Origin of the sequence: Arthrobacter nitrophenolicus (assembly GCF_045833485.1) — a bacterium.
In the GTDB taxonomy this organism is placed as follows: Bacteria; Actinomycetota; Actinomycetes; order Actinomycetales; family Micrococcaceae; genus Arthrobacter; species Arthrobacter nitrophenolicus.
This window is the reverse complement of sequence record NZ_CP174504.1, coordinates 3,233,375-3,251,820: the sequence shown is the minus strand read 5'-3', so window position 1 is coordinate 3,251,820 and position 18,446 is coordinate 3,233,375. Positions and strand designations below refer to the sequence as shown.

General features: G+C 67.7%; 18 protein-coding genes. 6 read left to right on the top strand and 12 right to left on the bottom strand.

Features of this window, described 5'->3' with window-relative positions:
• Positions 1-26: 26 nt before the first annotated feature.
• The 7 genes from ACJJV6_RS15020 to ACJJV6_RS14990 are packed head-to-tail and all read right to left on the bottom strand — an operon-like array spanning position 27 to position 7,936.
• Positions 27-866, bottom strand: a complete 840-nt coding sequence (locus ACJJV6_RS15020; RefSeq protein WP_407709328.1) for an HpcH/HpaI aldolase/citrate lyase family protein — start codon at positions 864-866, stop codon at positions 27-29.
• A 15-nt stretch (positions 867-881) separates the two neighbouring features.
• A complete protein-coding gene (locus ACJJV6_RS15015) occupies positions 882-1,433 on the bottom strand; it encodes a MaoC family dehydratase (RefSeq protein WP_009357866.1) in 552 nt (183 codons plus the stop codon).
• Complete coding sequence (locus ACJJV6_RS15010; RefSeq protein ID WP_354175531.1) at positions 1,430-2,206, bottom strand: CoA transferase subunit B; 777 nt, start codon at positions 2,204-2,206, stop codon at positions 1,430-1,432. Before ACJJV6_RS15010 ends, ACJJV6_RS15015 begins: the two co-directional genes overlap by 4 nt.
• A 2-nt stretch (positions 2,207-2,208) precedes the next feature.
• A complete protein-coding gene (locus ACJJV6_RS15005; RefSeq protein ID WP_354175530.1) occupies positions 2,209-2,976 on the bottom strand; it encodes a CoA transferase subunit A in 768 nt (255 codons plus the stop codon).
• A gap of 47 nt (positions 2,977-3,023) precedes the next feature.
• On the bottom strand, positions 3,024-4,187 hold the full coding sequence (locus tag ACJJV6_RS15000; RefSeq protein WP_009357867.1) for an acyl-CoA dehydrogenase family protein: 1,164 nt from the start codon (positions 4,185-4,187) through the stop codon (positions 3,024-3,026).
• A 3-nt stretch (positions 4,188-4,190) separates the two neighbouring features.
• A complete protein-coding gene (locus ACJJV6_RS14995; RefSeq protein ID WP_407709327.1) occupies positions 4,191-6,320 on the bottom strand; it encodes an acetyl/propionyl/methylcrotonyl-CoA carboxylase subunit alpha in 2,130 nt (709 codons plus the stop codon).
• 8 nt (positions 6,321-6,328) lie between these two features.
• Positions 6,329-7,936: a carboxyl transferase domain-containing protein gene (locus ACJJV6_RS14990; RefSeq protein ID WP_407709326.1), complete on the bottom strand. Its 1,608-nt coding sequence runs from the start codon at positions 7,934-7,936 to the stop codon at positions 6,329-6,331.
• 144 nt (positions 7,937-8,080) lie between these two features.
• Between ACJJV6_RS14990 and ACJJV6_RS14985 the strand changes: the two genes are divergently transcribed.
• Entirely contained in the window at positions 8,081-8,740 is a 660-nt protein-coding gene (locus ACJJV6_RS14985; protein WP_009357869.1) for a TetR/AcrR family transcriptional regulator, read from the top strand.
• A 32-nt stretch (positions 8,741-8,772) separates the two neighbouring features.
• Here ACJJV6_RS14985 and ACJJV6_RS14980 read toward each other — a convergent pair whose 3' ends face one another.
• The 3 genes from ACJJV6_RS14980 to pdhA are packed head-to-tail and all read right to left on the bottom strand — an operon-like array spanning position 8,773 to position 12,394.
• Positions 8,773-10,206 (bottom strand): dihydrolipoamide acetyltransferase family protein, encoded by a 1,434-nt coding sequence (locus ACJJV6_RS14980; protein WP_009357870.1) that lies wholly within the window; start codon positions 10,204-10,206, stop codon positions 8,773-8,775.
• A gap of 8 nt (positions 10,207-10,214) precedes the next feature.
• Positions 10,215-11,225: an alpha-ketoacid dehydrogenase subunit beta gene (locus ACJJV6_RS14975; protein WP_009357871.1), complete on the bottom strand. Its 1,011-nt coding sequence runs from the start codon at positions 11,223-11,225 to the stop codon at positions 10,215-10,217.
• Positions 11,225-12,394: a pyruvate dehydrogenase (acetyl-transferring) E1 component subunit alpha gene (gene pdhA, locus ACJJV6_RS14970; protein WP_009357872.1), complete on the bottom strand. Its 1,170-nt coding sequence runs from the start codon at positions 12,392-12,394 to the stop codon at positions 11,225-11,227. The genes ACJJV6_RS14975 and pdhA overlap by 1 nt, the downstream gene beginning before the upstream one ends.
• A gap of 194 nt (positions 12,395-12,588) precedes the next feature.
• On the opposite strand from pdhA, the gene ACJJV6_RS14965 reads away from it, so the two are divergent.
• The 4 genes from ACJJV6_RS14965 to ACJJV6_RS14950 all read left to right on the top strand — a co-directional run bounded on the left by ACJJV6_RS14965 (position 12,589) and on the right by ACJJV6_RS14950 (position 14,994).
• On the top strand, positions 12,589-13,062 hold the full coding sequence (locus tag ACJJV6_RS14965) for an Lrp/AsnC family transcriptional regulator (protein WP_035752667.1): 474 nt from the start codon (positions 12,589-12,591) through the stop codon (positions 13,060-13,062).
• 204 nt (positions 13,063-13,266) lie between these two features.
• Positions 13,267-13,821: a hypothetical protein gene (locus ACJJV6_RS14960; RefSeq protein ID WP_152419561.1), complete on the top strand. Its 555-nt coding sequence runs from the start codon at positions 13,267-13,269 to the stop codon at positions 13,819-13,821.
• A gap of 142 nt (positions 13,822-13,963) precedes the next feature.
• Positions 13,964-14,368: a DUF4383 domain-containing protein gene (locus tag ACJJV6_RS14955; protein WP_009357875.1), complete on the top strand. Its 405-nt coding sequence runs from the start codon at positions 13,964-13,966 to the stop codon at positions 14,366-14,368.
• 5 nt (positions 14,369-14,373) lie between these two features.
• Positions 14,374-14,994, top strand: a complete 621-nt coding sequence (locus ACJJV6_RS14950; protein WP_009357876.1) for a hypothetical protein — start codon at positions 14,374-14,376, stop codon at positions 14,992-14,994.
• Positions 14,995-15,077: 83 nt separating this feature from the next.
• Here ACJJV6_RS14950 and ACJJV6_RS14945 read toward each other — a convergent pair whose 3' ends face one another.
• Both ACJJV6_RS14945 and ACJJV6_RS14940 read right to left on the bottom strand, forming a co-directional pair.
• Positions 15,078-16,694 carry a cation acetate symporter gene (locus ACJJV6_RS14945; protein WP_133349986.1) on the bottom strand — a complete coding sequence of 539 codons (1,617 nt, stop codon included), beginning with the start codon at positions 16,692-16,694 and terminating at the stop codon, positions 15,078-15,080.
• On the bottom strand, positions 16,691-17,071 hold the full coding sequence (locus ACJJV6_RS14940; protein ID WP_009357877.1) for a DUF485 domain-containing protein: 381 nt from the start codon (positions 17,069-17,071) through the stop codon (positions 16,691-16,693). The genes ACJJV6_RS14945 and ACJJV6_RS14940 overlap by 4 nt, the downstream gene beginning before the upstream one ends.
• A gap of 182 nt (positions 17,072-17,253) precedes the next feature.
• Here ACJJV6_RS14940 and ACJJV6_RS14935 point away from each other — a divergent pair, with 182 nt between their 5' ends.
• Positions 17,254-18,435: a histidine kinase gene (locus tag ACJJV6_RS14935; RefSeq protein ID WP_354175522.1), complete on the top strand. Its 1,182-nt coding sequence runs from the start codon at positions 17,254-17,256 to the stop codon at positions 18,433-18,435.
• The last annotated feature ends 11 nt before the right edge of the window (positions 18,436-18,446 follow it).

The following is an 18,446-nucleotide window of genomic DNA, read 5'->3' as shown; positions in this document are numbered from 1 at the left end:
GGCGCTGGTGGCGGCTGGTAAAGACCCTACGCGTGTTCGCCCGCGCGGCGGATGACTGCTTCGGCGTGCTTGAGGATGGGGCCGTCGATCATCTTTCCGTTGTATTGGAAGACCCCGGAGCCGGCGGCACGGGCGGCCTGCAGCAGGGCTGCGGCTTCTGTGACCTCAGCTTCGGAGGGGGCATACGCACCGCGGACCACGGCGGCCTGGCTGGGATGGATGCAGGCCTTCGAACTGAAACCCGACGCCACGGCGTCGGCGGCTTCCGCGGCCAGCCCGGCCAGGTCCGGGATGTTCACGTAGACCGCATCCACGGCTTCCTTGCCGAACGCCCGGGCGGCCAGCAGCACCGATGACCGTGCGTGCAGCGCCACTGCCCGGTAGCCGCCGTCGTCCTTCCTGCTGGAGGTTCCGCCCAGGGTTGCCAGCAGGTCCTCGGCCCCCCACATCAGTGCCACCACATTGGGCGCGGCGGCAATGGCGGGGGCGTTCAGGACGCCCGCGGCTGTCTCGCACAGCGCGATGACCTGGTAGTCGCCCAGCGCCTCCAGCTGTCCGGCGCTTTCGGCCTTGGCCAGCATGACGGTCCGGTACGGGGTGTGGGCCAGGCAGTGGAGGTCCTTTTCGAATTCCTCGGTCCCTGCGGGGTTCACGCGGACGATCGTCCGGCTCGGATCCAGTTCCGGTTCGTCGCCGGTGGCCCCCACCTGGGCGAGGATGGCGCCGCGGGCCCGCTGCTTGTCTGCCGGGGCCACGGCATCCTCGAGGTCCAGGATGACGGCGTCGGCCCGGGTGGCGGCCTTCTGGTAGCGTTCGGGCCGGTCAGCGGGGCAGAAGAGCAGGGCGGGTCCCATCACAAAGGTCATAGAGACATTCTCCGATTATTTGCGCCGCTGCGCTTCCCTGTGCGCCTCGAGGGTCCACATCAGGCAGCTCCGGGTAGCCAGCGCCACTACTGTGCCGTCCTGGTTCCTGCCGGTGTGCTGCATGGTGACGATCCCCTGGCCCGGCCGTGAACCGGACAGCCGCTTTCCGGTGACCAGCGTTTCCGTGTACAGCGTGTCCCCGTGGTGGAGCGGGTGCGGAAAGGACACATCGGTGAGGCCCAGCTGCGCGATGATGGTGCCCTGGGTCAGCTGGCCCACCGACTGGCCCACCATGGTGGCGAGCGTGAACATCGAATTCACGAGCCGCTGGCCGAAGGGCTGGCCCGCGCTCCACGCGGCGTCCAGGTGCAGGGCCTGGGTGTTCATGGTGAGGGTGGTGAACAGGACGTTGTCCGCCTCCGTCACGGTCCTGCCCGGACGGTGGGCGTACAGCACGCCCTCCTCCAGCTCGTCGAAGTACAGCCCCCGCTGCTCAACCACCTTCAGCCCGGCGGAGGCTGAGCCTGCCGGCCCGGTGGTTGAGCCCGTCGAAACCCCGTCAGTCATACGGTCAGTTCCATATCTTCCTCGAACAGTTCGGCACCGGTGGCGGCCGCAACATCCTCCACCGAGACATTCGGGGCCAGCTCGCGAAGGACCAGCCGTGATCCGGAGCCGTCCGTCACGACGTCGATGACCGCGAGGTCCGTGATGATCCGGTCAACGCAGCCTTTGCCGGTCAGCGGAAGCGAGCACTGCCGGACGATCTTTGGGTTCCCGTTCCGGTCCACGTGCTCCATCATCACGATGACCTTTTTGGCCCCGAAGACAAGATCCATTGCGCCGCCCATGCCCTTGACCATCTTGCCCGGAATCATCCAGTTGGCGAGGTCGCCGTTTTCCGCCACTTCCATGGCCCCGAGGACGGCAACGTCCACGTGCCCGCCGCGGATCATGCCGAAGGACGCGGCGGAATCGAAGAACGCGGCACCCTTGTTGACTGTGACGGTTTCCTTGCCGGCGTTGATCAGGTCCGGGTCAACGGCGTCCTCCGCCGGGTAGGGGCCAACGCCCAGGATCCCGTTTTCGGAGTGGAGCACCACCTCCACCCCTTCCGGGATGTAGTTGGGGATCAGCGTGGGCATCCCGATGCCGAGGTTCACGTACTGGCCATTGCTGAGTTCCTTGGCCACCCGGGCCGCGAGCTCGTTGCGCGTCCAGCCCTTGGTGTCTGCTCCGGCAGTCGACTCGCCGGGTCCGGCATGCTGCTGGGATGCTGCCCGCCGGTATTCGGGCCGGACCGCTTCGGGCCGGGGTGCTTCGGGGCTGTTCGGGTCCATGGTTATGCTCCTGACTGCCGGGTGAGGGACACCGTCCGCTTTTCGATCCGTTTCTCGCCGCCGGGCGCCACCACCACCCGCTGGACGAAGATGCCCGGCGTATGGATGTGCTCCGGATCAAGCTCGCCGGGCTCCACGAGTTCCTCGACCTCGGCGATGGTGATCCGGCCCGCCATGGCGCATAGTGGATTGAAGTTCATGGCAGTGGCATGGAAGACAAGGTTGCCGTGCCGGTCGCCCTTCCAGGCGTGGACCAGCCCGAAGTCGGGGGTGAGGGATTCCTCCAGGACGTAGTCCACGCCGCCGAAGGACCGCACCTCCTTCGGTTCGGAGGCCACCGCGATGCCGCCGTGGGCGTCGTACTTCTGCGGCAGGCCGCCGTCGGAGACCTGGGTACCCACGCCCGCCTTGGTGTAGAACGCCGGGATCCCGGCGCCGCCTGCACGCAGCTTCTCCGCGAGGGTGCCCTGCGGAGTGAGGACCACCTCCAGCTCGCCGGCCAGGTACTGGCGTGCGAACTCCTTGTTCTCGCCGACGTAGGAGCTGATGGTGCGGCGGATGCGGCCGTCCCGGAGCAGGATGCCCAACCCCCAGTCGTCCACGCCGCAGTTGTTGCTGACGGTTTCCAGGTCCGAGGTGCCGGCCCTATGCAGGGCGTCGATCAGGGTGACCGGTATTCCGCAGAGCCCGAACCCGCCCACAGCCAGCGAGGCGCCGTCGGGAATGTCCGCCACTGCCAGGTCGGCGCTTGCAACAACCTTGTCAATCATCATCGATCCTTTCAGGCAGGCTACGTTCCATGCGGCAACGCCGGGTGCTACAGACCCAGTTCGCGGGCGATAAGCATCAGCTGCACCTCCGTGGTGCCCTCCCCCACTTCAAGGATCTTGGAGTCGCGGTAGTGGCGTGCCACGGTGAACTCGTTGATGAAGCCATAGCCGCCGAATACCTGGGTGGCATCCCGCGCATTGTCCATGGCCGCCTCGCCTGCGACCATCTTAGCGATGGCCGCCTGCGTCTTGAACGGCTTGCCGGCAAGCATGCGGGCAGCCGCATCGTAGTAGGCCAGGCGGGCGGTGTGGGCCCTGGCTTCCATGCGCGCGATCTTGAACGAGATGGCCTGGTACTTGCCAATCTCGCTGCCGAACGCCCGGCGTTCCTTGGCGTACCGGACCGACAGGTCCACGCATCCCTGCGCCGCGCCGGTGGCCAGGGCTGCGATGGCGATGCGCCCTTCATCCAGGATGGACAGGAAGTTGGCATAGCCTCGGCCCTCGGCTCCGAGCAGGTTCGCTTCGGGAACGCGGACGTCCTTGAGGGTGAGCGGGTGCGTGTCCGAGGCGTTCCAGCCCACCTTGTTGTAGGGCTTTTCCGCCTTGAAGCCGGGCGTGTCGGTGGGCACCAGGATGGTGGAGATTTCCTTCTGCACGGACCCGTCGCCGCGTTCCTTCCGACCCGTGACGGCGGTGACGGTCACCAGCCGGGTGATGTCCGTCCCGGAGTTGGTGATGAACTCCTTGTTGCCGTTGATCACCCATTCCCCGCCTTCCCGCCGGGCCGTGGTCTTGGTGCCGCCCGCGTCCGAGCCGGCCTCCGGCTCGGTCAGGCCGAAACCGGCGAGCGCCTGCCCCGACGCGAGCATGGGCAGCCACTGCTGTTTCTGCTCGTCGGTTCCGAAGCGGTAGACAGGCATGGCGCCCAGGGACACCCCTGCCTCCAGCGTGATGGCCACGGACTGGTCCACCCGTCCCAGCTGTTCAAGCGCCAGGGCGAGGGCAAAGTAGTCGCCGTCCATGCCGCCGTACTCCTCGGGAAAGGGCAGCCCGAACAGCCCCATCTCCGCCATCTGCTTCACTACCTCGTAGGGAAAGCTGTGTTCTTCATCGTGCTTGGCCGAGACCGGCGCCACCACATTGTCCGCGAAGTCGCGCACCGTGTCGCTGAGGTCCTGGTACTCCTCGGTCAGTTCTACGCCTGGCATTTGTTAGGCTCCTTCGCCCGTTGTGGGATTGTGGTGGTCCTGTTCCGCAGCATGCGGGTGGACGGTGGCGAGGACCTGGTCAGCCTTCACCAGGTCTCCGGGCTGTGCGGTGAGGTGCACCGTTCCGGCCAGGGGTGCCACGAGCTGGTGTTCCATCTTCATGGCCTCCACCGAGACCAGCACCTGGCCCGCTGCCACAGCGTCTCCGTCATTGACCGGGACGGACACCACCGTGCCGGGCATGGGCGAACGGACCGCCGGGTCAGCTGCCCCCTCCTCCCGTTGGACGGCGGCGAGGATCCGTTCCAGCCGGGCTTCCCGGGTCAGGACGTCCAGGCGGCAGGACCAGCCCTGGCTGCCGAGGAAGACCTGCCCCGTGCCGTCTTCCGCCAGCGCATAGTGGTGGGTGGCGCCGTCGAGCATCAATTCCACCTGGCCCGGCCCCTGGACGTGCAGGGAGGCGGTACGGCCGCCGCCGCCGTCCACCGCCACCGTTACCGGGCCGGACGCAACCTCGCCGGTGACCTCCACGGTGGCCATCCCGCCGTCGGGGGTCCCCAGGTGGATGCGGCGCGGTGCAGGCTTGCCCAGCCGCCAGCCGTTACGCATCTGCCAGGGCCCGGCGGCAGTCATCCCATGATCCCGGCCGGCCAGGACATGCAGCGCCGCAGCCACCAACTCCGCAGCACCCACCCGCCGGAAGGCAAGGCCGGGCAGCTTCCGCCCGATCAGGCCGGTGTCCAGGCGGCCCGCCCGCACGTCGGGGTCGTTGACCAGCAGCCGCAGGTACTCGACGTTGGTCTCCAGGCCAAGGGCGGTGTAGCCGGCGAGCGCCGTGTCCAGGGCATCGAGTGCGGCGGCCCGGTCCCCTCCCCAGGCAATGACCTTGGACATCATGGGGTCGTAGTTCGAAGACAGTTCCAGCCCCTCCAGCAGGGAAGAATCCACGCGGACCCTGCCCTGCGTGCCTGCGGGCAGCTCGTCCAGCAGGTGCACCCTGCCGGTGGAGGGCAGGAAGTTCTTTTCCGGCACCTCGGCATACACGCGGGCTTCCACCGCATGGCCGGTCAGCGCGACGTCGGACTGCCGGATGGTGAGTTCCCCTCCAGCGGCGATCCGCACCTGCCATTCCACGAGGTCCAGGCCTGCCACCATCTCCGTGACCGGGTGCTCCACCTGGAGGCGGGTGTTCATTTCCATGAAGTAGAACTCGTCCGGGTGCTCGTCGGAGACCAGGAACTCCACAGTTCCGGCCCCGGTGTAGTTCACGCTGCGGGCGGCGTTGCAGGCGGCCTCGCCGATCCGGGCCCGGATGGCGGCGCCGTTGGGCAGGTTTTCCAGCAGGGGGGACGGTGCCTCCTCTATGACCTTCTGGTGGCGCCGCTGCAGCGAACACTCGCGCTCGCCGAGGTGGATGACGTTGCCGTGGTGGTCCGCCAGCACCTGCACCTCGATGTGCCGCGGGGTGGTCACCAGGCGCTCCAGGAACAGGGTGTCGTCACCGAAGGCGCTGGCCGCCACTCGCCGGGCCGTGGCCAGGGCCGCGGGAAGGTCCTCCGCGTTGTCCACTGCGTGCATCCCCTTCCCGCCGCCGCCGGCGGAGGGCTTGATGAGGAGCGGAAATCCGACGCCGGCCGCGGCCTCCGCGAGCTCGGCATCCGTCATTCCGGGGCGGGCCACGCCCGGGACCACGGGGACCCCGTAGCCGGCCACGTGGTTCTTCGACCGGATCTTGTCCCCCATGACGTTCAGGGCCTCCACGCCGGGACCGATGAAGGTGATCCCGGCGTCTTCCAGTGCCCGGGCGAAATCGGCGTTCTCGCTGAGGAAGCCGTAGCCGGGGTGCACCGCTTGGGCCTCTGTTTCGCGGCAGGCTGCGAGCACCGCCCCGATGTTGAGGTAGCTGTCGGCGGCAGGGGCCGGGCCGATGCGCACGGAAGTGTCGGCTTCCCGCACGTGGCGGGCGCCGGCGTCGGCATCGCTGTACACGGCGACGGACCGGATGCCGAGCGCGCGCAGCGTCCGGATTACCCGGCAGGCGATTTCGCCGCGGTTGGCCACCAGGACGGTGCCGAACAGTGGGGTTCCGGCGACGGGTGCGGCCGGTGTTGAGACGTCGGTGGGTGCGGTCATGTTCGTGCTCACATCCGGAAGAGGCCGAAGGAGGTGTCCGGCAGCGGGGTGCGGGAGACGACGTCGAGCGCCAGTCCCAGGACAGTGCGGGTGTCTGCGGGGTCGATCACGCCGTCATCCCACAGGCGGGCGGTGGAGTAGTAGGGGCTGCCCTGGTCCTCGTACTGCCGCCGGATGGGGGCCTTGAACTCCTCCTCGGCCTGTTCCGGCCATTCCTCCCCGGCAGCCTCGTACTGGTCCCGCTTGACGGTGGCCAGCACGCTGGCGGCCTGGTTGCCGCCCATCACGGAGATCCGGGCCGCGGGCCACATCCACAGGAACCGCGGTGAATAGGCGCGGCCGCACATAGAATAGTTCCCTGCGCCGAAGGAGCCGCCGATCACCACCGTGAGCTTGGGGACCCGGGCAGTGGCCACGGCGGTGACCATTTTGGCCCCGTTCTTGGCGATGCCGCCCTGCTCCGCGTCCCGGCCCACCATGAAGCCGGAGATGTTTTGAAGGAAGAGCAGCGGAATGCCGCGCTGGTCGCAGAGTTCGATGAAGTGTGCGCCCTTGAGGGAGGACTCGCTGAACAGCACGCCGTTGTTGGCCACGATGCCCACGGGGTGTCCGTGCAGACGGGCGAAGCCGGTGACCAGCGTGGTGCCGTAGTCCTTCTTGAATTCGTGGAAGGTGCTGCCGTCCACCAGCCGTGCGATGACTTCGTGCACGTCGTAGGGGGCGTTCACGTCCGTGGGTACGGCGCCGTACAGCTCTTCCACGCCGGCAACAGGTTCGACGGCGGGTTCCACCTGCCACGCGGGCGGGGCCGGGGGCGGCAGCGTGGCCACGATGTCCCGGATGATCTGAAGGGCGTGGTGGTCGTTCTCGGCCAGGTGGTCCGTCACACCGGAAATCCTGGAGTGGACCTCCCCGCCGCCGAGTTCCTCCGGGCTGACGATTTCGCCGATGGCCGCCTTCACCAGCGGCGGGCCGCCCAGGAAGATGGTGCCCTGGTTGCGGACGATGACGGTCTCGTCACTCATTGCGGGAACGTAGGCTCCGCCGGCCGTGCAGGAACCCATGACCGCCGCGATCTGCGGGACCTTGGCCGCAGACAGGCGCGCCTGGTTGTAGAAGATGCGGCCGAAGTGGTCCCGGTCCGGAAAAACTTCGTCCTGCTTGGGCAGGAACGCCCCGCCGGAGTCCACAAGGTAGATGCAGGGAAGCCGGTTTTCGAGGGCGATCTCCTGGGCCCGCAGGTGCTTCTTGACCGTCATCGGATAGTACGTGCCGCCCTTGACCGTCGCGTCGTTGGAGATCACCAGCACCTGGCGGCCATGTACCAGGCCGATCCCGGCGATCACGCCCGCCCCGGGGGCTTCGTCGTTGTACATGCCGTTTGCCGCCAGCGGCGCGATTTCAAGGAAGGGGCTGCCGTCATCCAGCAACTGGTCGATGCGCTCCCGGGGCAGCAGCTTGCCCCTGGCTGCATGGCGTTGCCGGGACTTCTCCGGCCCGCCCAGCGCTGCCTCGGCCAGCCGTTTCCGAAGCTCCCCGGCCAGCTCCCTCTGGGCCCGGCTGTTGGCACCGAACGCCTCGCTGGCCGGGTTGATCCTGCTGACAAGGGTCTCCATTGACGGGTCCGTTCCTCGATGAACCAAGCCGGATTCATCCAACTCGGTTAGTGCCGAATAACTGAAATTCAGGTTAGTCTCTCGTAACTGTGATGTCCAACACATGGGCCGGCTTGCTAGAATCTGCGGGTCCTAGGAGGAAAAGTGCCCAGCACCGAAGCCACGCAGACCGGCGAGCGCAGACCAGCCGGCCGCGGCCCATCGACCCAGCGCAGCAAGGCGAAGGAGAACCGCCGCCAGGCCCTGCTCGCTGCCGCCGCGTCGCTGTTCGCGGTGAACGGGTTCAACAAGGTATCGCTGGAGGACCTGGGGGCGGCGGCGGGAGTCAGCGGCCCGGCCGTGTACCGCCACTTCCCCGGCAAGCAGGCAGTCCTGGCCGACCTGCTGCTGACGGTCAGCCAGGAACTGCTGGACGGTGGCCGCCAGGTGGTGGAGGCCAGTCCCGATCCCCTGGCCGCGCTGCAGCGGCTGGTGGCATTCCAAGTGGACTTCGCCCTGGGCAAGCCGGACGTGATCCGGGTGCAGGACCGCGATTTCAGCAACCTGTCGGAGCAGGACCAGGCGGCGGTCCGCGCCCTCCAGCGGAGCTATGTGGAGGTGTGGGTGGAGGTCCTCGCCGGCGTCCACCCGGACGTCGACATCCCGGAACTTCGGATGCGGGCGCACGCCACGTTCGGCCTCATCAACTCCACCCCGCACTCGGTGCGCAGCCACGGCCGCAGGATTAGCACCGCTGCAGCCCGCCCGCTGCTGGAGGGGATGGCCCTGGCCGCCCTCCTTGTCCGCATTCCGCAGGCCCCCTAGCCCAGGGGCCTGACGAGGGGTCCGCCTTTGCACTACACCATGGTCAGGACCATGCCGGGTTCGGCCAGGATCGCGCCGACGTCGGCAAGGAAGCGGGAGCCCTGCTCGCCGTCCACCAGGCGGTGGTCGAAGGACAGGCTGAGCGTCAGGACCTGCCGCAGTGCCACCTCGCCGCGGTACTCCCAGGGCATGGTCCGCACAGCCCCCATGGCCAGGATGGCCGCTTCCCCGGGATTGAGGATTGGAGTGCCGGCATCAATGCCGAAAACGCCGATGTTGGTGATGGAGATGGTGCCGCCAGACAGGTCTCCGGGCGCGGTCTTTCCGGCCCGGGCAGTCTCGGTAAGGTCCGTCAGGGCTTCCGCCAACTGGTGCAGGGACAGCGCATGGGCGTCCTTGATGTTGGGCACCGTCAGGCCGCGGGGTGTGGCTGCGGCGATTCCCAGGTTCACGTAGTTGAAGGTGACGATCTCCTGGCTGGCCTCGTCCCACCTCGTGTTCAGGGCGGGGTTGCGCCGCAGGGCGATGAGCACCGCCTTGGCGGCCAGGGTCAGCGGCGTGAGCTTTACCCCGGAAAACGCATTGCCGGCTTTGAGCTTGGCCAGCAGCTCCATGGCGGGAGTGACATCCACAGTCAGGAACTCGGTGACATGCGGCGCCGTGAAGGCACTGTCCACCATGGCCGCCGCCATGAACTTTCGGACACCCTTGATGGAAGTCCGGGTCTCCCGCGTCCCCTGTTGGACGGAGGTGGCCGCGGCCGCCGGGGCAGTGTCCGGCCCTTTTGCGGATGTGCCGTCAAGGAAGGCCTGGACGTCCTCCCGGGTGATGAGCCCGTTGGGCCCGGTTCCGGCAACCTGCGCCAGGTCCACGCCGAGGTCCTTCGCCAGCTTGCGCACCGGGGGCGTCGAGCGGGGCCGCTCGCCCTGGAGCCCGCGCTCCGGCACAGGGGTTTCGGTTTCCGCAGGCCGGGTTTCCGCGGGCAAGGAGTTCGCCGGCCCGGCTTCGACGGGCTCAACGGTTGGGGCTTTGGGCTCTGCCGTCTCGGATGTGGACAGGGCGGTCTCCGGAGCCTGAAGGTACCGGGGGCGGCGCACCGGACGTCCGGAGCTTTCGACGACGGCGCCGTACCCCACCAGGTTCGGCTGCCTCTTGGGAGTCTCGGCCGTCGCTTCCCCACCACCCGGGGAAGCGTCGGCAGGCAGTGAAGGCTGCGTCCCGGCGTCGTCCGGCACTTCGAAGGACACGATGGGCTTGCCAACCTCCACGATGGTGCCCGGCTGTTCATGCAGTTCCTTGATGACGCCGGCGAACGGCGACGGCAGCTCCACCACCGCCTTGGCCGTTTCCACCTCGGCAATCACCTGGTTCAGGCTCACGGTATCGCCTACATCCACCTTCCAGCTGAGGATTTCTGACTCGGTGAGTCCCTCACCCAGGTCCGGGAGCCGGAATTCCTTGATCATGGTGCCGCTCATCCTTCCAGCCCGCTGAGGGAGTTGGGGCGGCCCAGCGCGCGGTCCACGCCGTCCAGGATGCGGTCCAGGCCGGGCAGGTGGTGCATCTCAAGCTTTGAGGAGGGATACGGGATGTCGAAGCCGGTGACCCGTACCGGGGCTGCCTCGAGGTGGTAGAAGCAGCGTTCAGTGATGCTGGCGGCCACTTCGGCGCCCAGCCCGCCCGACTCGCCGGCTTCGTGCGTGACCACCAGCCGCCCGGTGCGTTTGACCGAGGCCACGACCGTTTCGTAGTCCACGGGTGCCAGCGAGCGCAGGTCGATCACCTCGATGGAAATGCCCTCGTCGGCGGCAGCGGTGGCGGCATCCAGCGCGGTCTTCACCAGCGGACCATAGGCAACCAGCGTGACGTCCGAGCCCTGGGTCAGGACCCGCGCCTGGTCCATGGGCAGGGCCGTGCCGGGACCGGCCGACTCGTCCACGTCGGCTTTGTCGTGGTAGCGCCGCTTGGGCTCAAAGAAGAGGACGGGATCGTCGCAGGAGATGGCCTGCTGGATGACGGTGTAGGCGTCCTGCGGGTTGGCCACCGAGACCACCCGGAGGCCGGCGGTGTGCGTGAAGTAGGCCTCCGGGGATTCGGAGTGGTGCTCAGGCGAGCCGATGCCGCCGCCGAACGGGATCCGGATGGTGATGGGCATCTTCACTGCTCCGCGCGTCCGGTAGTGCAGCTTTGCCACTTGGCTGACGATCTGGTCGAAGGCCGGGTAGACGAACCCGTCGAACTGGATCTCCACCACCGGCCGGTAGCCCCGGTAGGCGAGGCCGACGGCGGTGCCCACAATGGCGGATTCTGCGAGCGGAGTGTCCACCACCCGGTGCTTCCCGAAGTCCTTCTGCAGTCCGTCCGTCACCCGGAACACGCCGCCGAGCGTGCCGATGTCCTCACCCAGGAGGACCACCTTCGGATCGTTCTCAAGGGATTTCCGCAGGCCCGCGTTGATGGCGCGGGCAAAGGTCATCTGGGTCATCAGCGTGCACCTTCTTCAAGAGTGGCTGCGTCGGGATCGCCGAAGGAAGCCAGGTAACGGGAGTAGTGGTCCTGCTGCCGGTCCAGCCAGGAATTGGGGGTGCTGTACACGTGCTTGAAAACGTCCAGCGGTTCCGGATCCGGCATGCGGGTGCAGCCGTCGCGCATCTCGCGGGCAACGGCGTCGGCCTTGTCCTTAATCTGTTGCTGCAGGCCTTCCGTCAGCAGTCCCTTACGGTCCAGGAGCGCCGCCACCCGGCTGATGGGATCCTTGGCGGCCCAGTCCTCGAGCTCGTTGGGGTCCCGGTAGCGGGTGGGATCGTCCGCGGTGGTGTGCGGACCCATCCGGTAGCTGACGGCTTCGATGAAGGTGGGCCCGCCTCCGCGCCGTGCCCGGTCCAGCGCTACGCGGGTGGCGGCCATCACGGCCAGGACATCGTTCCCGTCCACGCGCAGGCTGGGTATTCCGAAGCCCGCCGCCCGGTCCGCGAGCTGGATATGCGACTGGAGCCTGACAGGTTCCGAGATGGCCCAATGGTTGTTGGTGCAGAAGAACACCACGGGGACCTGGAAACTGGCCGCGAACACCATGGCCTCGTTGACGTCGCCTTCGCTGGTGGCACCGTCGCCGAAGTAGGTGATGGCCACGGAATCGGCGCCGTCGTTCTGGATGCCCATGGCGTAGCCGGTGGCGTGCAGGGTCTGGGCACCGATGATGATCTGGGGCGTGGCCATGTTGACGGTGTAGGGGTCCCAGCCGGAGGGGGCATTGCCGCGCCACATCCGGAGCAGGTCCACCAGGTCGACGCCCCGGCAGTACGCCACCCCGTTTTCCCGGTAACTGGAAAACACGAAGTCGTCGCTGCGGAGGGTCCGGGCTGACCCGACTTGCGCGGCCTCCTGGCCCAGCAGCGGCGGCCACAGACCCAGCTCGCCCTGCCGCTGCAGCGCCGTGGCTTCGAGGTCGATGCGCCGGACGACACTCATGTCCTCATACAGGGAGCAGAGCTGCTCGTCGGTGATGTCCCGGACCCAGAAATCGAACTCGGGGTGGCTGACCCGCTCCCCTGCAGGAGTTATCAGCTGGACCAGCCTGGCGGCCGGCCCGGAGGTGCCCTGGGCACTGGTGGGGGCGGATGCGCCGCCCTGGCCCGTTTCGTCTGTAGACACGATAGCCCGCAACCTTCTCACGTCGTTGACCAGCAGCTTTGGAACTTATGGCTCCTGGCCTGCCGGCCTCCCGGGCGCCGTTGCCCCGGATAATTGTGACCCTACTCACAATGCTCAGGAGGTACAACTGCCACACCGATCCTTGAGCAAAATGCCCTGTCCGGGGCGCCGGGACCGTGCTAGCTTTGCGCATTATGCAAGCTTTGGATGGCACGGACACCCGGCTGTTATCGGCCCTCGCGGAGGACCCGCGGAAAACGGTGGTGGCGCTCGCCCAGCAGCTTGGCCTCTCCCGGAACACCGTGCAGGCGAGGCTGGCGCAGCTGGAGAAGAAACACGTCTTCCTGTCCTTCGAACGGCGTATCAATCCCGCCTCGCTGGGATACCCGCTGATGGCCTTCATCTCCGTTCACGTCCAGCAGCAGAAGCTCACCCGGCTGGCAGGGCAGCTGGCGGAAATCCCCGAGATCCTGGAAGGCTATGGACTCACCGGCTCAGCAGACCTGCTGCTGCGCGTCGTGGCAGTGGACGCCGAGGACCTCTTCCGGATCAACGGCAAGATCCTGGCCTGTGACGGTGTGGAGCGGGCTGACACTGCCCTTGCGATGGGTGAGCTCATCCCGTTCCGGGTGCAGCCGCTGCTGGAACGGGGGTCCGCGCGCGGTTAAGGCAGCTGCCGCCGGGAGGGTTGCTTCGCGCCACAAGTGAGCAGGCGTCTGCCGAAAGTACGCCATAAGTGAGCGGGCATTACGACGGCGAACGCGGGCCGGCAAGGGGGCCTGCGCGCCAGGGTTATAGGCTTGTCCCAGAAATCCGCCGGGGACCGGAACCGGACCTCTGCATCGCAGCACCACTTTTGGAAAGGCTCCACCTTGAGCAGTCCCCAGGAACCGTACCAGCCGGGCCATCCCGGCCCGGGCCAGCAGCAGCTCCCCCAGCAGCCGGGCCAGTACGCGGCGGCGGGCCCGTTTGGCCTTCCCGGCGAGGAACCGCCGGCACGGAGGCGGCCCAGGCTGTGGGTCGTCTTGACGGCCATTGGCGGCGTCCTGCTCCTGGTGGGCCTGGGCATCGTCATCCTGGTCAACGTGGCGGGCAGCGCCACGAACCAGGCCAAAGGCCTTGCGGACGGCTTCACCAGGCTGGTCATCGCCGGGGACAGCTCCAAGGCCTACGATGACTACCTTGACCCCGCGCTGCAGGAGCAGCTGTCCAAGGAGTCCTTCATTTCCGGCATAGCCAGCCTCAACATGGACGACACCTGCGAGCCGGAGTACAACGACCTCCAGGTGGCCACGGAGAACGGCGTGAAGTCTGCCGATATCGTGGGCCTGATCACGTGCGAGGGCAGGAACGTTGACCTGGCGTACCGGTTCGAGGGCACGGACGAGCTGAAGATGACCAACATCAAGCTCAGGCCGGCAGCCTGACCAGGGAATCCGCATTAGGAAGTTTGCTGATCTTTTACCCATCCGCACTTCCGGGTGGTCCGAATCGCTTCCGAGGGTCCCGGCCGGGGACCCGCAGTCCGGCGGGGAACACCTCCCCCGCCCTACCGGAAGGATTCGGGCCATGCGCACTTCACCCAACCGCCTCGTCGCCACCGTCTTCGGAGCCGTCTACCTGCTGGTGGGCCTCCTCGGCTTCGCCGTCACGTCCGGCGTCGGCTTCGCCGCCACCGAGGGCGCCAACCTCATCATTTTTGAAGTCAACCCACTGCACAACGTCATCCACCTCGCCATCGGCGCGGCGCTCCTTTTCGCCGGGCTGAGGGGCACCGCGATCGCCCGTTCCGTCAACGCCACCGTCGGCGCCGTCTACCTGCTGGTGGGCGTGCTTGGGCTGTTCCTGCTGAACTCCCCGCTGAACATCATCGCCCTGAACGGCGCCGACAACGTGCTGCACCTTGCCAGCGCCGTGCTGCTGCTGGGCGTGGGCCTCTCGCTGGACAAGTCCCCGGCAACCGCCCGGGCCTAGTCATCATGAACCGGACCGCACCCGCCCGGACGCTGGAGCCGGGGGCAGCGCCGGAAGCCGCTGAGGGCCCGGTACCCGCCGCCGTCCGGCTCTTCGCCGGTTTCGCGGGCTTCGGTGCCGGCACCGTCAACCTGGCCATTTCCTCAAGCCTCTTCGCCGGGACAGTGGGAGCCGCAGGGCCGGGGCAGCTCGCCGCGGGCGGACTCGCCGGGCTCTGGGGCGCCGGCCTGCTGGCGGCCGCTGTAATCCACCTGGCCCGGGGGACCTTCCCGGACAACCGGGCGGCCCGGGCCACCCTCCTGGCGGCCGCCGCTGTCCATGCCGCCGCCGCGCTCTTCAGCGCACCGGCCGCGGCGGGGCTCAACCTGAGCCATCTGGCTGCCCTGCTGCTCACGCTGATGATCATCGCGGCGCTGGCGTGGCTGCGCCGGCACGGGAGCCAGGCGTCCGCAGCCGGGACGTCCGGCGCACATCCCGGCCGGCTGCTGCTGGCGGCCTTCGCCGGCGCGGTCCTGGTGGCAGGCATCGCGACGCCGGGTCTCGCCGCCTCGACGGCAGGCCAGTTCGCAGTGCCGCACGGCGAACACGGACCCACTCCCCCGCCCGGCGGACACCACCAGCGGTGAAAAAGCCTCCGTGCCAGTGATTCGGCACGGAGGCTTTTCCGTTGCGGGGCGGCCGCGGGTTCAGCGCAACCGCGGGCGGATGGTCAGTGGTCGACGGCTTTCTCGGCGCCTACTCCCGTGAGGGACCGGACTTCCATCTCCGCCTGCTTGGCGGTGTCCTCGCGCTTCTTGTCCAGCACCGTGCCGAGCCAGCCCAGGAAGAAGGCCAGCGGGATGGAGACGATGCCGGGGTTGCTCAGCGGGAAGAAGGCAAAGTTCACGTCCTTGATCATGGACGTTGCGCCGCCGGAGACCACCGGGGAGAAGATGATCAGCACGATGGCCGCGCCGAGGCCGCCGTACATGCTCCAGATGGCACCCTGCGTGGTGAACTTCCGCCAGAACAGCGAGTAGATGATGGTGGGCAGGTTGGCGGATGCCGCGACGGCGAACGCGAGGGCCACCAGGAAGGCCACGTTCTGCCCGTTGGCGAGGATGCCGCCCAGGATGGCCAGGACGCCGATGACCACCACGGTCCGGCGGGCAACCTTCACCTCCGTGTCGGCGTCGGCCTTGCCCTTGGCAATGACGCTGGCGTAGATGTCATGGGCGAAGGATGCAGCGGCGGTGATGGTCAGGCCCGCCACCACGGCCAGGATGGTTGCGAAGGCCACAGCCGAGATGAAGCCCAGCAGCAGCGGCCCGCCCAGGAAGAACGCCAGCAGCGGTGCTGCCGAATTGACGCCGCCCGGGGCGCTCTTGATGGTCTCGGCACCAACCAGTGCTGCTGCACCGTAGCCGAGCACCAGGGTGAAGAGGTAGAAGAGGCCGATCAGCCAGATGGACCACACCACGGACTTGCGGGCTTCCTTGGCGGTCGGGACCGTGTAGAAGCGCATCAGGACGTGGGGCAGGGCGGCCGTGCCCAGGACCAGGGCCAGGCCCAGGGACATGAAGTCCAGCTTGGACGTTTCGGTCTTGCCGTACTGCAGGCCGGGGTTCAGGACTGCCGGGTTGTTGGCGGTTTCCACCGCGGCGCCGAGCAGGCTGGAAAGGTTGAAGCCGTAGATGGCCAGGACCCAGAGCGTCATGACGGCCGCGCCGGCGATCAGCAGGATTGCTTTGATGATCTGGACCCAGGTGGTGCCTTTCATGCCGCCGATCAGCACATACATGATCATGAGGGCGCCGACGACGATGATCACCAGGGCCTGTCCGCCCCAGTCGCTGATGCCCAGCAGCAGGGAAATGAGGCTGCCGGCGCCGGCCATTTGGGCGAGGAGGTAGAAGAAGCAGACGGCGAGGGTGGAGATGGCGGCCGCGATCCGGACGGGCCGCTGCTTGAGCCGGAAGGACAGCACGTCCGCCATGGTGAACTTGCCCGTGTTGCGGAGCAGTTCAGCCACCAGGAGCAGTGCCACCAGCCAGGCCACCAGGAAGCCGATGGAGTACATGAAGCCGTCGTATCCGTTGATGGCGATGGCGCCCGTGATTCCCAGGAACGACGCCGCGGAGAGGTAGTCGCCGGCGATGGCCGTGCCGTTCTGGGAGCCGGTGAAGGAACGTCCGGCCGCGTAGTAGTCGGCAGCGGTTTTGTTGTTGCGGCTGGCACGGAACACGATCACCATGGTGACGGCGACGAAGAGTCCGAAGATGCCCATGTTGAGCAGCGTGGTGTCCTTGAGGGCGGCGACGTCCACCGCCGCGGCAATGGTGATCATTTGCTGGCTCCTCCCACCCGGTTGCCGTGCTTGTCGAATTCGTGCCCTTCAATCTCGTCCCGGATCTCCGAGGCAATGGGGTCCAGGCGCTTGTTGGAGTAGCTGACGTACCACCCGGTGATGGCGAAGGTGGAGACGAACTGCAGCAGGCCCAGGATCAGGCCGATGTTGATGTTGCCCCAGACCTTCGTGGACATGAATCCCACGGCGTAGTCGGCGAGCAGGACGTAGGCGAAGTACCACAGCAGGAAGGCCACTGCCATGGGGAAGACAAAGCTGCGGTGACGCCTGCGCAGTTCCTGGAACTGGCCGGTCGACTGGACCTGTTCAAAGTCCACGGACGCCGCTGCGTCCGGAGTATGGGCATCGTTACCCATGATTCCTCCTCGTTGAGACTTGCCGGGACACACCGGCCGGCCGGCCCTGGTCAGGGACACCATTGGTGTGACTCCAATCACTGTGCGGCGTGCCCGCGGCAGGTTTCCAGTGGAACCGCCGCCGTGGTCGCTCAGCGGTCGGGATGCTGCGGCAAGCGGCACCCGCCGCTACGCTGGGCTCCATGCCGGACTCCCCCCTCCTGACCGCCGCAGCCGTGGCCGTCATCGCCATGGCCATTGCCGTCGTCGTCGGCGTGGGACTCAAAGTGCTCCGGTCCTTCCGTGACCTGGGCACGGACGCCGAACGGGCCACCTACCATACGCTGCACGCGGCGTCCCAGGCGGGCCAGCACCTGCGGCGCGGCCTGAATCCGGCCGGCGCGGCGAAAGCCAGCCGGCAGCTGCGCACCCTGCTGGGCTCGGAAGCACTGGCCATCACGGACACGTCCGGAGTCCTGGCCTGGGACGGCGCCGGCGATGACCTGAAGCCCCGGCTGATGGACCTTGCGGCCCCCGTCCTGGCGGGCGGCCGGACCGCCGTGCTTCCGGCCGGTGCGGAAGGTACCGGCGGCAGCCTTGCGGCCGTGATCGCGCCCGTACGGGCAGACTCCCGCGTGGTGGGCGCCGTCGCGGCGTTCGCGCCGTCGGCCGGCGCCGGACTGGTGCGGGCCACCGGCGAGGTGGCGGACTGGGTGGCTGTCCAGGTGGAGCTGGCGGAGCTGGACGCGTCCCGGACGCTGCTGATGGAAGCCGAGGTGCGCGCCCTGCGGGCCCAGATCAGCCCGCACTTCATCTACAACTCCCTCAACGCCATCGCCTCCTTCATCAACACAGACCCCCAGCGCGCGCGGGAACTGGTGGTCGAGTTCGCGGACTTCACGCGCTATTCGTTCCGCCGGCACGGGGACTTCACCACGCTCGCCGAGGAACTGCGCTGCATCGACCGCTACCTGCTGCTGGAGCGGGCCCGGTTCGGCGAGCGGGTGCAGGTCAGCCTGCGGGTGGCGCCCGAGGTGCTGAGCACGGTGATCCCCTTCCTGAGCCTGCAGCCCCTGGTGGAGAATGCCGTGCGGCACGGCCTGGAAGCCAAGGAGGGGCCGGGGCACATCAGCATCACCGCGGAAGACGCCGGAGCGTTCGCCGAGGTGACCATCGAGGACGACGGCGTGGGCATGGACCCCGCGCAGCTCCAGTCAATGCTCGCCGGGCACACCGACGGCGAACACGTGGGGCTGCGGAACGTCGACGCCCGGCTGCGCCAGGTCTACGGCAACGACCACGGCCTGGTCATCGAAACAGCCCCCGGCGAAGGCACCCTGATCACCATGCGGGTGCCCAAGTCCCAGCCCGGCCATGATGCCTGATCCGGCGCCCG